The sequence below is a fragment of the Sporosarcina sp. P17b genome (assembly GCF_002743115.1).
Lineage (GTDB): Bacteria > Bacillota > Bacilli > Bacillales_A > Planococcaceae > Sporosarcina > Sporosarcina ureae_C.
The window spans coordinates 102,102-115,588 of the sequence record NZ_PDYP01000001.1 but is presented as its reverse complement, the minus strand read 5'-3'; the positions used below and the strand labels follow the sequence as shown (position 1 = coordinate 115,588).

The window sequence follows — 13,487 nt, the reverse complement described above, 5'->3', positions numbered from 1 at the left end:
GCATGATTTTGGGCGCTTCGCTATCCAAAAACAAAAACTGCCCTAACCACACTTAAGTGGCAAGGACAGTCTCTGTATATTAATAGCTATTACTATTTCTTCTGCTCAATTCCAAGCCGAATCTGCTCCATCGCATGCTTTTCAATTCTAGAAATTTGCGCTTGCGATATTCCAAGTTCCTTGGCAATTTCAGTTTGCGTCTGACCGAGGTAAAATCGTTTGGAGACGATAAGCTGTTGACGTTCATCTAAATCGCCCATTTTATCTTTTATGGACACATAGTTCATCCAGCGGTCTTCAGACACTCTCTGATCATGCAGCTGATCCATCATATAAATCGGATCGCCGCCATCACTGTTCATCGGCTCATGCAACGACATGGGATCTTGTATAGCATCTAAAGCAAAGAGTATATCTTCTTCCGGTATTCCCGTAATCTTCTCCAGATCAGAGATTCTTGGTTCGTGTTGATGCTCGTTGACATATTGTTCTTTTGCCCTAATGGCTTTATAAGCTATATCACGTAACGATCTGGATACACGGACAGCATGATGATCACGAAGATGCCGTTTAATTTCTCCAATAATCATCGGCACGGCATAGGTGGAAAACCTGACATTATGTTTTAAATCAAAATTGTCTATGGCTTTCAACAACCCAATACAACCAACTTGGAATAAATCATCAGCCTGTTCTCCACGATAGTTAAAGCGTTGAACTAGGCTGAGTACTAGACGCAAATTCGCAAACACCAATTCATCTCTGGCAAATTCGTCACCGCTTTGCAAACGAATGAATGTTTCTTTCATCACAGTTGGCGTCAATAATGGCAGCTCGGACGTATTGATTCCACAAATTTCTACTCTTGTACGTACCATTGGCTTTTCCTCCGCATTCTATAGGTGAGTGTACAGAGTAGTCTGTCCTCAACTCTTTAGAATATGCGAATTCAGGAATCGCCAATTTCTGCCGATAAGTCCATTTAGGAAATTGTTTGATTTAGTCGATCACGGAGTTCGGAAATGATTTTCTTTTCCAATCTCGATATATAGGATTGTGAAATGCCTAGTAGATCCGCTACTTCTTTTTGTGTCATTTCGTTTGTACCCATCAAGCCGAATCGCTGTTCCATAATGTAACGTTCTCTTTCATCTAAAATGGAAATGGCATCAATCATATATTGACGCTCCAACTTTTTCTCTACATCGTCTGTAATAATATCTTCATCTGTACCTAAAATATCTGATAGTAGCAACTCATTGCCATCTGCATCTGAATTTAAAGGTTCATCAAATGAAATCTCTGAGCGAATACGATTAGTTTTACGCAAGTGCATTAAAATTTCATTTTCAATGCAACGTGAAGCGTATGTTGCAAGCTTAATATTCTTATCCGCTTTAAATGTTTCGATTGCTTTAATCAATCCTATCGTCCCTATGCTGATAAGATCTTCAATATTCGTATTGGTATTATCAAAACGTCTTGCGATATAGACGACTAGACGTAAATTCTTTTCAATTAATGTGTCACGTGCAGCAGGATCTCCATTCATTAATGCTGCAATGGTTTTTGCTTCTTGTTCTTTATTGAGGGGTTTTGGAAGAGATTCATGACCCCCGATATAAAATATGCCACCTTTTCGTCTGAAGAATCCTGCAATATATGAAACCCACTTTTTTACTTCTATCAACATGTAGCTGTTCTCCCTTCTTCTTTTAGTACATCCATTGCGCTCACTTGCAAAATAGCTGCAGCACCTTGTGGATATTTACGCTGTTCTTTCGTCAAGACAATATATCCAGTAGGTAATAACTCTCCATCGAGAAGCCAACTATCATACTTGATTCCTACAGCCCACGAAGCACCTTGAACAGTTTGCAATCGTATCAATCGAAGACTTCTTTGATAAGGGGCGGGGAAACAGGCCAAGTCTGGAGATTCTGCAGGATTCCAGGACTCCAGTGCTAAAGCAAAATCTACGGGTAGTTGTTCTTTAACTGCCCGATAGCCAATAAAATGTACAGGATCCCCTGATAACGGTTCTACGCAATGATTACCCGTATCGATGAATACTTTAAGTGGAATGGATTGTCCCCATAACATCAATTCCGAATCGAGCGTAAAGCTCATTAACTTATTCATCATGCGTGTGTCAATCCATTTATGCTTCACAATATACAAAGATAGATACGTGAGGCCAATGGCTACGAATAAAAAGCTCTGATTTGCGCTGATACTGATTTGTGCATAGATGAGTGTCAGCAATCCTCCTGCAAAAAATGTTGCAATTAATACAGCAAGGATAGAACTTTTCCAACTACCAAATGTTTGTCCAAATGCAATATACGTCATTCCTAAGAAAGTGAAGATCATCGCTGGCACAGAATACGGGAACAATGTAACAAAGAAGGCACCGATAAATGCTGCGCTCCATAACCTCCTTCTGCTCGTGTGATGATTTCCAACTTTATTAGTAAATGATAGGATGGCGTAGTTAAAGAGCATGTTGATCCCTATCATCAGTTCACCATACATATGCCGGCCTCCTTACAAACAGATTATCATGGCTGTAATGAAAAACCTGTCAGGCTTTGGATGCTTTAAGATAAAAGCTTCGACATATTTTTAAATATGACGGAACGAGCGATTATTATGAAAGCAAAAAAGCTCCCCACTTGAGAATTTCTTCTCAAGTGGGGAGCTCGTTCTATTTATTATTTACGACGCGTACGATTACGTAAGAACGTTGGAATATCCAGTTGTTCATCGTGCTGATGCTGATTAGCTTGTGGCTGTCTCGGCTCAGATTGTTGCTCGTAACGTGGTTGCTCTTCATATCTGCTTTGTTGTGTTGGTGGCTGCTGTTGTACAGGACGTTGTGGACGAATGCCCCCTGTTACACCAGGACCTCTTTGTCTTGAAGGAGCTAGTTGTTCTTCGTTAAATCCTGTAGCGATAACCGTTACGATGATTTCATCTTTCAAGTCGTCGTTGATCACAGAACCGAAGATCATATTGACGTTTTCGTCTGATGCAGTTGCAACAATGTCCGCTGCTTCCTGTACTTCAAACAAGCTTAAGTTCGAACCGCCTGTAATGTTCATCAAGACACCTTTTGCTCCATCGATTGATGTTTCAAGCAATGGACTAGAAATCGCTTTTTTCGCAGCTTCTGCAGCACGATTTTCACCAGTGGACATACCGATACCCATCAATGCAGAACCTTTGTTGTACATGATTGTTTTCACGTCAGCAAAGTCGAGGTTAATCAATCCAGGTACTGCGATCAAATCAGAGATACCTTGGACACCTTGGCGCAATACATTGTCAGCTTCTCTAAATGCTTCAAGCATTGGCGTGTTTTTGTCTACAATCTCAAGCAGTTTATCATTTGGAATAACGATTAGTGTATCAATTGCTTCTTTCATGCTTGCGATACCGCCAGCTGCTGAAGTAGATCTCTTTCTACCTTCGAATGTAAATGGACGTGTAACTACACCTACAGTCAATGCGCCAATATCTTTAGCGATTTGAGCAATAACTGGTGCTGCACCCGTACCTGTTCCGCCGCCCATTCCAGCTGTAACGAACACCATATCTGCTCCACGTAGTGCTTCTTCGATCTGTTCTTTACTTTCTTCAGCCGCTTTTTTGCCTACTTCAGGGTTAGCGCCTGCGCCTAGTCCTCTAGTAAGCTTCTCACCAATTTGTAGTTTGATTTCAGCTGATGATAATTGCAATGCTTGTGCATCTGTGTTGACCGCGATAAACTCTACGCCCTGCACCCCATGTTCGATCATACGATTGACCGCATTGTTTCCGCCGCCGCCTACTCCAATAACCTTAATTACTGCTAATGCATCTATGTTCGTCTCAAATTCAAGCATTGATTTTCCTCCTCTAAATTATCTGCAATTCCCCATCTAAAGCAATATATTACTCAAAGAAATTGTCGAATACTTTTTTAGCGCGTTTCATGAATCCTTGACTTTTTTCTTTTTTCGGTTTAACCGGTTTAGCTGAAGGTTCCGCGACTTCATATATGGAGTCTGGTGATTGAGGTGAACCAACTGGCTCTTCTTCATAACCAAAGAATACATCTTCCATGTACGCATAGCGAATCAAGCCAACCGCTGTGGAATACATCGGCTCACGGACACCAATATACTCTGGTGTGTATAATCTTGCTCTAGTTTTAAAGACATCACGAGCTAACTGTAAAATACCGTCCAATTTAGCTGTTCCGCCTGTGATGACGATACCACCAGGCAAATCACGGATACCTGTTGCATATAAATCTTCAAGAATCAATTCGAACAATTCTTCTAGACGTGAACCGATAACATCAGAGATATAACGCTGACTGTATTGATCTTTAGCATCTGAACCTACTACCGGCACTTCAAATAATTCTTCATCGGAAGCGTCATCATAATAGGCATGTCCATACTGATGCTTAATCATTCTTGCTTGTTCTGTAGGTGTTTTTAAGACAATTGATAAGTCTTTTGTAATATGATCCCCACCGACTGGTAATACAGACGTACTGATCAAACGATTTTCAGCAAATACCGATACCGTAGTTGACCCTCCGCCAATATCGATGAAGGCAGTTCCATGATACATTTCATCTTCAGATAATGCGAATGTACCTGCCGCCAATGGTTGCAAATAAATTTCACGAATCTGTAAACCTGCTTTTTCTACACAGCGTAAAATGTTATGTAGTTGAGTTTTGGACGTCGTAATCAACGTTGCGTCCATTTCCAATCTTACTCCCATCATACCACGGGGATCTGTTATTTCATCATAATCATCGACAATAAATTGCTTAGGCACTAAATTGACGAATTCTCTTTCAGGTGGAACATTCATTACTTGTGATGATTTCATAACTCTTTCCAAATCATCATCTGTAATTTCACGATTTTCAGAGTTTACTGCTACTACACCTTTAACGTTTTGGAACTGGACACCATTTGCAGGTATACCAAGAACCACCTCTTCAATTTTCAAGCCTGTCATTCGTTCAGCCTGCTCAATCGCTTTACGGATTGACTGGACAGTGGCATCAATATCAATAATTGTTCCTTTTCGAATTCCAGCAGATTGCACATTCCCCACGCCAATTACATGCAGGGCATTTTGATCCATCTCCCCAATTAAGACTTTAATTGTGGATGATCCTATATCAAGTGATACGTAATGATTTGATTTACTCAATTATTGACACCTCCTTAATGTAACTAGTAACTTCCATTCTATTGTATTATGACTGCTTTGTCTAAATATTTTCAACACCCTCTTCTAAAAACATTTAATATCACGCATTTGTATTGGGATTTTTGTTTCTTCCTGTCCATTTTGCAAGCAGGATTCTTCGGATGACCGCGATGTTTTGAAACAATCTCACACCAAACGCAAAGACCGCTGCCAAGTACAGATCTACACCAAGGTGCACACCGATAAAAGCAAGTGCTGCTGCTAAAAGAATATTGAAGAAAAATCCGCTGACGAATATTTTGTCGTCATACACTTGCTGAAGATAGGCTCTGATTCCACCAAATAGTGTATCAAATGCAGCGAGAATCGCAATAGTTAAATAGTTATTATATACTTGCGGGATCTGTATATCCGAGAGCAAACCTAGTGAAACGCCAAGGAGGAGCCCAAGTAAGGGTAGCCACATATTGTCATTACTCCTTTGTTTGTTCTTTTAAAAACCGATTTTCAAAACCACCCGTCCAGCCTTGTAAAGTAATGCGGTTCGCTGGTTCACTAATTGTTAAAACTAAGTCGTCTAAATAAAATTCATCCTGTATGGTAGTCGTCAATAATTGATTATACAATTTTTCACTGGCTTCCTTTGTAGGAGAAACGACTTTAATATCGAACGGTGGTGTGGAAACTACTTCCCCACTAACAGTCAGGTTACCGTTAATATCCCGGATCCAACTTAACGTGGTGAAGCGCTTTCCATCAATCTCCAACTCATTACCTTGTTGTTGATTAACCACATTAATAAACCAAGCCAGTAGTTCAGATGATACTGGCACTACTTCATAACCGAACGCAATACTTTCTGGGGATGGAGCAACCTCTATTACAAATCCTGGACCAGTGGTCGGCATGAATCCCGCTTGTTTGTACAGTTTGTCCAATGTGTCTTGTAGTACGCCAGTTGCATTTGCTTCAGGTGATGCATTGTATGAAGCAAGGGTCTGGTCAATTTCCCTAAGTTCTTCTAAAAGTTCAGAGTGTATTTTCTTTTCATTCGACAACTCTTTACGAATAGCCCATAAATCTCGTGTATCACGTGGAGATGTAGTATTCATTGAGTTATATTGTAAAGCTAATACAAATCCTACTATACCCAGAATCAATGTGAACTTCCAGTGTATTTTTTGCTTCACTCTACCCCCCCACAATCCATCATACTTCGTCACGAATCGCAGGCAGTTGAACTTCCTTCATGTCTTCTAATGTGACGACAATATTATCTCGCAACAATCCATCAATGACACTGCCCTTTAAATGCAGAGCTGGAGACAGCACTTTCGGGTCCCCTACTGCTTCTATAATAAAAGGTGCCGGAAACGTTCTACCATCAACCATAATAACAGGGCCTGTACATTTAATATACGAATTCGAATTAATTCGTTGCCCGTTTATAGTCATTCCTTGCGCACCTGCGATTTTCAATTCATTAATTACACGTAAGACATGACTTTCATGAACAATGTAATCATTGGGATTCTGTACTGAGGGATCATAATCCGCGTCTTCCAGTGTCACTTTAATCCCCGGACCTTTCGACGGAATATCACCTAGTAATAATCTTAAATCCCGCGCTTTTTCTACAAGAACTGCATGGTTTTTTTCTTTATCGGAGAAATCTTGTTCAAACGAATGCACTTCTTTTTGTTTCTCCAGCAATTCATTTGTCAATTCTTTGTTTCTTTCTTGCTGTTCAATTAGATCTGCACGGTACTGTTCTTCCTGCTGAAATAAATTGGTTTGCTCCGGACTCAATGCTTGTTGCTTACTGCCAATTGTTCGATAGGAAAATGCAAGCATGAAGCCCAGTACTAAAAAGACAATTGACAACACAAGTTGTTTGCCGCGCTTCTCTCTAGTTTTCTTCAGTTTCTTGCTCACTTTCTTCCTCCTTTTCAATTTCTACATCCACCGGTTTTCCTTTTGTTACGTCCGGCTTTCCATCTAGTAGTGGGATTTCCACATCTACCGGTACCGGTTCTTTGTAGAAATCTGTATATGTTTTAAAGTACACGCCAATTTCAATATCAAGTACACCTTTTTCTTCTTTAGGCAATTGTGCAATTATATCTGGATAGTAGGACATTTTTTCAGCAAAACCTGAAATTACAGCATGAACTTCATATCCATCACTCATATATACGTCGACTTTGTCTTCCCCTTCATAACGAAGCTCCGAGAGAAGTTCAAAGACTGAACTATCCAGCTCTTGTAGTTGTTCAATCATTCGATCTGTCGCTTCGGGTTCGTTAAAACCAGAAAGTATCGGTGCGTGTGAGAGGATGTCAGGATCTGCTGTTACCAACCGTTCACCATTTTCTAATAGAAGATCATATTGAGATTGATTTTCTACATAGGCAATAGGTTCCCATTCCGTCACGTTGATGGAAACATCATTATAAAAATCTCTTTTAACGTTCGCATCTTTTACGCCAGGAATTTTCTCAATGTTTTTTTCTATATCTTTAGCACGGAATCCCCATAGTGATTGTCCCTTGTACAACCCGCTTTGATCTATATACTCCTCGCTTTCGTGTAAAACAGTCTCATTAATAGATATTTTCGAAACATCACTTAATGAAGATTGGAAATACAACAAGGCAAGAAGAACAAGGACGAATATTACGACGAGCAGAAGAAAGCTCATATTAGCTCTTCTTCTGCGTTTTTTACGCATGGATGGAATTCGATCTTCAATATCTATTATTTTCTCCACATCCTGTTCTCCTTTCATCCTGCCCTTTTATTCGCAGAGTAATGTAGAATCGTTCCGATAGCCAGCCACGTAGTCAACAACGAGGACCCTCCATAACTAATGAAAGGCAATGTCACGCCTGTTACAGGCAGCAAACCGGAGACGACTCCCATATTTAAAAACGTTTGGAAAGTGATCATGGACACCATACCGGTGACAATTAAAAAAGAATTCCAGTTATTTAATCGAATTGCTATACCGAATGCAGAAGCGAATAACAAGATAAACAGCAACACGATAGATGCTGCACCGATAAACCCAATTTCTTCTGCAATAATGGAAAAGATAAAATCATTTTGAGGTTCAGGCAAGTACAAAAACTTTTGACGACTATTCCCGAAACCATGGCCGAATAAACCACCAGGGGCAATCGCGAATAACGATTGAATACTTTGAAACCCCGTACCGAGAGGATCGTTCCATGGATCAATATAGGATTTAATTCGATCCAGACGATAGGGTGCAGCTAGGATAAGTGCGATAAAAGCACCGAGACCTGAGACGAAAAGAAAGATAAAGAATGACAATGGATAGCCCGCTAAGAAAAGAATGACAAAAGCAGATACTATCATGATGACGGCAGAGCCAAGGTCAGGTTGCAACATGATCAACGTTGCGGGTAATAAAATCCAAGCGAAATGTTGCCATTGCCAAGACTTGTCTTTATGTTTCTTCATACCGCTTGCTAATTTTCCAAGCAAAGCTACCTTTACGAATTCTGCCGGTTGCAAACTGATTGGACCAAACGCGATCCAGCTTTGAGAACCGTTTCGCACAGCTCCAATACCCGGTATTAATACCGCAACCAACATGAGAATTGATCCAATATAACAATACGTCCAGAATTTAGGATGTGATGTCAACGGGCTTTTGACCAGCACATAAGCGACAGCCAAGGAAATAATCATATAGATGCCTTGCTTGACGATAAATGGAGAAGAATCTTGATAATGAACTTCTCCCCAATAAGATCCTGCCGATTGCACAAATACTAATCCAATCAGCGACAATAGTAAGGCGGTTGTCAAAAAGATTATTCGGTAGGTTCTCTCCAGCGTTCGCATCCTTCCTCAAATTAATCAGTCAGTTTTTCATTTTACTCTCCAACTATTACAAAGGATTTACAACTTCATTACTGCATCAATAAATTCGTTGCCCCGAATTTCAAAGCTCTTGTATTGATCCCAACTTGCACAGCTCGGCGACAATAGAATCACATCATCTTCACAGCTACACTTATATGCCTTCTGGACTGCGTCCTGCATAGTTGTTGCCTGAACTGTCTCAGTGATGCCACAAGACATAGCAAAGTCTGCAAAACGCTTTGCCGTCTCCCCTATCGTGACGACAGCACGAACATTTTTCATATAAGGTCGTAATTCTTCAAATGAATGGCCTCTGTCTAGTCCCCCAGCAATCAAAACGATTGGCTTTTTAAATGAGGAAAGTGCACTTTTTGTTGCCAATGTATTCGTCGCTTTTGAGTCATTGTATATTGTACGGCTATTTGCTTCACGTACAAATTGCATGCGATGGCGAACACCGGTGAAAGAACTCAAAACATTTTCTATCGCTGTTTTTTCACACCCTGACAATATGGCTGCCGCCGTTGCGGATAAAACATTTTCTAAATTGTGACGACCCGGTAATTTAATATGCTTAATTTCTATGAAAGGTTCACCAAGCCAATAAATCCATTCTTCATCTGCTGAAATACCTTCTCTAGTTTTTCCAAGTACTGAAAAGGGTACTTTGTGAGATTCGAATGATTCTATTGCTTCTTTTATTAACTGTTGATCCGCATTAAAAATTAAGTATTCTTCCGAAGTTTGGTTGCGGGCTACTTGCAACTTCGCATCGAGATATTCATTCATCGATCCATGATAATCCAAATGCGCTTCATACAAATTCGTAAAAATTGCAATGCGTGGAGTAAAGCTTTCTGTCCCAGCTAACTGAAACGACGAAGCTTCAAGTACAATTACTTCATTCGCTTTCGCCTTTTCAGCGACCGTACAAGAGACCGTTCCAATATTACCCGCTATTAGTGGATGTTTCTTACCCAAATTTAGCATGTGATACAACAATGTAGTGGTTGTCGTTTTACCGTTCGATCCAGTAATCGCAATAATTGGTGCCTCGCTGAGAATACTAGCCAATTCAACTTCAGTCCAAATCGGAATATTCTGCTCAACTGCCTTCGCTAGTAGCGAATTAGTGTAAGGGATACCCGGATTTTTTACGATGAAGTCGAAATTTCGCTCTAGTAAATCACTCGGGTGCCCCCCTCCAATAACTTCAATTCCTCGCGCTTGAAGTTCCATTGCTTCTTCATTACCTTCTACAGGCTTTGAATCATTGACTACAACTTCCGCACCAAGACGCTGAAGCAAACCTGCCGTTGCCACTCCGCTCTTCGCAAGTCCGACTACAAGTACCCGTTTCCCTATGAATTGTTCTGTATTCTTCATTTACATAACCTCCAAGAAGACCGGTACGAGGGCAGCAAGCAATGCCACACCCCAGAACACAATCACTACTTTCCATTCTGACCAGCCAGATAATTCAAAGTGATGATGAATGGGACTCATTTTAAATACGCGTTTTCCAGTCATTTTAAAACTGATAACTTGAATAATGACAGAAAGCGTTTCTACTACGAATACAATTCCGATGACCAACAGCAACAACTCCTGTTTGATCAATACTGAAATCATAGCGAGTGCCCCTCCTAATGCCAGTGAACCTGTGTCACCCATAAATACTTTCGCTGGTTTGATGTTGAATAATAAAAATCCAAGCATTGCACCCGCTACTACAAATGCAAATAACGCAATATCATTTTGCTCATACGCTAACGCAAATACACCGAAGGCAGAGAATGCAATAGTCGATGTTCCGCCTACTAGACCATCTAAGCCATCCGTTAAATTGACTGCGTTAGAAAAACCTACAAGCCAAAACACTAAAAACGCCACATAAAACACACCGAGATCTATCCCAAGATCCGTGAAAGGAATCGTTACGGTCGTTTCGAATGGTCCGAGTTTCAGTAAGAAAAAGGCAACGATCGCAATAATGATCTGACCGATTAATTTCTGAAGTGATGTCAATCCTAAGTTGCGCTTCGCTACGATAATAATAAAATCATCGAGGAAGCCGATGATTCCGAAACCGATCAGCACGATCAATAACACAATCGTATGAGTAGTTAGTGTGTCGTTTATGTAAGATAAAGTTAGTGTTGAAATCAATATAGAAAGAAGGAAGATGAGCCCTCCCATAGTGGGAGTACCCGCTTTTTTCATATGCGCTTGTGGGCCCTCTTCTCGTATACTTTGACCAAATTTCAACCTTCTAAGTAATGGGATGATGATCACCCCGATAATCGCTGATACAAAAAATGAAACAGCGATTATCGTGACTGTGGTGCCGAGTGTCATGTTAAGTTCTCCTTCTACTATCAATTGCGTGTCAGTGAAGCACTGCTTATTCTGTGTACAAATGAATTGTGTCTTCCACGGTCATCAAAGTATTAGGAGCTGGTAACTGTCGAATAACCTTCTTACCTTTTCCATGCCACTTAACTTTGAATGTGTAATTTTGAGACAACAATTCTTTTTCATTCATTCCAAGTAAATCAGGTGAACGGAATGTGATCGCGTCTCCCCATCGGTACTCTTTTTCTAACTGTTCTTTCCTTCGTTCTATGTTAGCGATTGGAGCAATTTCTTCAATGATTCGTCCGACGATCGGTGCAGCGATAACTCCTCCGAATTGAATCGAGTTTTTCGGACTATCGATCGCTAGATATACGAGTAGTTCAGGATCATCTGCAGGCGCGAAACCAATGAAGGAGACAATATAATCACCATCTTTATAGCGACCATTCTCTACTTTCTGTGCCGTCCCTGTTTTACCACCTATTCGAAGACCATCTGCAAAAGCATTACGACCTGATCCATTCGCTACAACTGATTCAAGAGCGTGACGCACTTTAGCTGATGTTTCTTCGCTGATTACTTGTCTTTTCAATTCAGGTTTGAATTCTTTAATCGTCTTACCGTCAGAGTCTTTTATGGATTTAACAATATAGGGCTTATAAAGTTTACCACCATTAATAGCTGCGGCAACAGCTTGCACTTGTTGAATCGGGGTGACAGAGATTCCTTGCCCGAACGAAGTGGTTGCCTGTTCAACAGGTCCAAATGCTTCCTTGGAAAACAAAATACCTTTCGATTCTCCAGCGATGCCTGATTCTGTTGAGCTACCGAAGCCAAATTCACGTATATAGCGATCTAACCTTTCACTACCGAGTCGCTGCCCCATCGTAATGAAACCCGGGTTACATGAATTCTCTACTACTTCCAAAAATGTTTGATCTTTATGACCTTCTCGTTTCCAGCATCGTAATCTGGCATTTGCAACGATTTTGTAACCAGGATCATAAAAGTTTTCATTTTCCAAATCGATGACGTCTTCTTCCAAGCTGGCTGCCAAGGTAAGAATTTTGAATGTGGAGCCTGGCTCGTATGTCATCCATACAGGCAAGTTGCGGTTATAGATAGTGGAATCCGCTGATTGATATTCGCGTGGATCAAAACCTGGCACGGATGCTAGTGACAATAATTCACCCGTTTTCGGATTCATAATGATAGCTAACGCCTGTGTTGCATCATACTTCTCCATCGCTTGAAACAGTTCGCGTTCCACGATTTGATGCATTTTAAGATCAATCGTCAGTTCCAAAGTCGAGCCATCTTTGCCATGTTCGAAGCTATCCTCTACATGAGGCAAGGCAATTCCTTTGGCATCAGTGAACAGTCGTACTTTGTCCCCTGTTCCGTTCAGAATTTCATCGTACGCATACTCAATTCCCGCTAAGCCATTGCCATCATATCCAGTAAAACCAAGCAAACGAGCTAACAGATCATCATATGGATAGTAACGGATAAAATCTACACCTACATACAAGCCGGCGACTTGCAGTTTCGAGATCTCATCCCCTTGCTCTTTGGTGATGTTTTTTCCTTCGGGAGCTAGTTTCACCATATAGGTTTTTTTCTTCAGTTTCTCCTCCAATGTTTTTGGAGGCATTTGAAGAATTTTTGCAATCGCAGGTATATCACTGGAAATGTCAGGATTTTGTGCTGGCATGAAATATAACGTGGGCGCTAGTTTGTTTCCAACAATTAACTTCCCACTTCGATCCGTAATATTCCCACGCATAGCTCCAAAAGGTACTTCAATATCCCAGTTTTCTTCCGCTTTTTCTTTCAGCCACTCATGTTTAATGATCTGCACATGAAATAGTTTCCCTATAACGAGTAGTAGACCGAGGAGAAAACAAATGAAGGCTACACGTAAACGTTTTTTTGACTGCATATCAATAAATGACCGCAAAGACTCACTACCTTTTTTTCTATTAAGGTATGCTGTGAAATTGCGTGCTATA

At 40.6% G+C, this 13,487-nt stretch carries 13 protein-coding genes; all 13 read right to left on the bottom strand.

The features are described 5' to 3' along the window. Nucleotides 1–92 precede the first annotated feature (92 nt). Complete coding sequence (gene sigG / locus CSV76_RS00595) at nucleotides 93–878, bottom strand: RNA polymerase sporulation sigma factor SigG (protein WP_085428573.1); 786 nt, start codon at nucleotides 876–878, stop codon at nucleotides 93–95. A gap of 104 nt (nucleotides 879–982) precedes the next feature. Next, nucleotides 983–1,693: an RNA polymerase sporulation sigma factor SigE gene (gene sigE, locus CSV76_RS00590; protein ID WP_099624470.1), complete on the bottom strand. Its 711-nt coding sequence runs from the start codon at nucleotides 1,691–1,693 to the stop codon at nucleotides 983–985. Then, on the bottom strand, nucleotides 1,687–2,535 hold the full coding sequence (locus CSV76_RS00585; RefSeq protein WP_099624469.1) for a sigma-E processing peptidase SpoIIGA: 849 nt from the start codon (nucleotides 2,533–2,535) through the stop codon (nucleotides 1,687–1,689). Before CSV76_RS00585 ends, sigE begins: the two co-directional genes overlap by 7 nt. 179 nt (nucleotides 2,536–2,714) lie before the next feature. Then, nucleotides 2,715–3,887, bottom strand: coding sequence for a cell division protein FtsZ (gene ftsZ / locus CSV76_RS00580; RefSeq protein ID WP_085428570.1), 1,173 nt, complete (start codon nucleotides 3,885–3,887; stop codon nucleotides 2,715–2,717). A gap of 49 nt (nucleotides 3,888–3,936) precedes the next feature. Next, complete coding sequence (gene ftsA, locus CSV76_RS00575; RefSeq protein ID WP_085428569.1) at nucleotides 3,937–5,223, bottom strand: cell division protein FtsA; 1,287 nt, start codon at nucleotides 5,221–5,223, stop codon at nucleotides 3,937–3,939. Nucleotides 5,224–5,323: 100 nt separating this feature from the next. Continuing rightward, nucleotides 5,324–5,689 carry a small basic family protein gene (locus CSV76_RS00570; protein WP_085428568.1) on the bottom strand — a complete coding sequence of 122 codons (366 nt, stop codon included), beginning with the start codon at nucleotides 5,687–5,689 and terminating at the stop codon, nucleotides 5,324–5,326. A gap of 7 nt (nucleotides 5,690–5,696) precedes the next feature. Beyond that, nucleotides 5,697–6,335 (bottom strand): DUF881 domain-containing protein, encoded by a 639-nt coding sequence (locus tag CSV76_RS00565; RefSeq protein WP_143560792.1) that lies wholly within the window; start codon nucleotides 6,333–6,335, stop codon nucleotides 5,697–5,699. Nucleotides 6,336–6,432: 97 nt separating this feature from the next. Then, nucleotides 6,433–7,158: a DUF881 domain-containing protein gene (locus CSV76_RS00560; protein WP_233204376.1), complete on the bottom strand. Its 726-nt coding sequence runs from the start codon at nucleotides 7,156–7,158 to the stop codon at nucleotides 6,433–6,435. Then, on the bottom strand, nucleotides 7,133–7,993 hold the full coding sequence (locus CSV76_RS00555) for a cell division protein FtsQ/DivIB (RefSeq protein WP_158232721.1): 861 nt from the start codon (nucleotides 7,991–7,993) through the stop codon (nucleotides 7,133–7,135). The genes CSV76_RS00560 and CSV76_RS00555 overlap by 26 nt, the downstream gene beginning before the upstream one ends. Before the next feature lie 14 nt (nucleotides 7,994–8,007). Continuing rightward, complete coding sequence (ftsW, locus tag CSV76_RS00550) at nucleotides 8,008–9,060, bottom strand: putative lipid II flippase FtsW (protein ID WP_335696112.1); 1,053 nt, start codon at nucleotides 9,058–9,060, stop codon at nucleotides 8,008–8,010. Nucleotides 9,061–9,153: 93 nt separating this feature from the next. Further along, nucleotides 9,154–10,503: a UDP-N-acetylmuramoyl-L-alanine--D-glutamate ligase gene (gene murD / locus CSV76_RS00545; protein WP_085428564.1), complete on the bottom strand. Its 1,350-nt coding sequence runs from the start codon at nucleotides 10,501–10,503 to the stop codon at nucleotides 9,154–9,156. Beyond that, complete coding sequence (gene mraY / locus CSV76_RS00540) at nucleotides 10,504–11,475, bottom strand: phospho-N-acetylmuramoyl-pentapeptide-transferase (RefSeq protein ID WP_085428563.1); 972 nt, start codon at nucleotides 11,473–11,475, stop codon at nucleotides 10,504–10,506. It abuts the gene before it with no gap. A 46-nt stretch (nucleotides 11,476–11,521) separates the two neighbouring features. Then, complete coding sequence (locus tag CSV76_RS00535; RefSeq protein WP_099624598.1) at nucleotides 11,522–13,417, bottom strand: penicillin-binding transpeptidase domain-containing protein; 1,896 nt, start codon at nucleotides 13,415–13,417, stop codon at nucleotides 11,522–11,524. Between the last annotated feature and the right edge of the window lie 70 nt (nucleotides 13,418–13,487).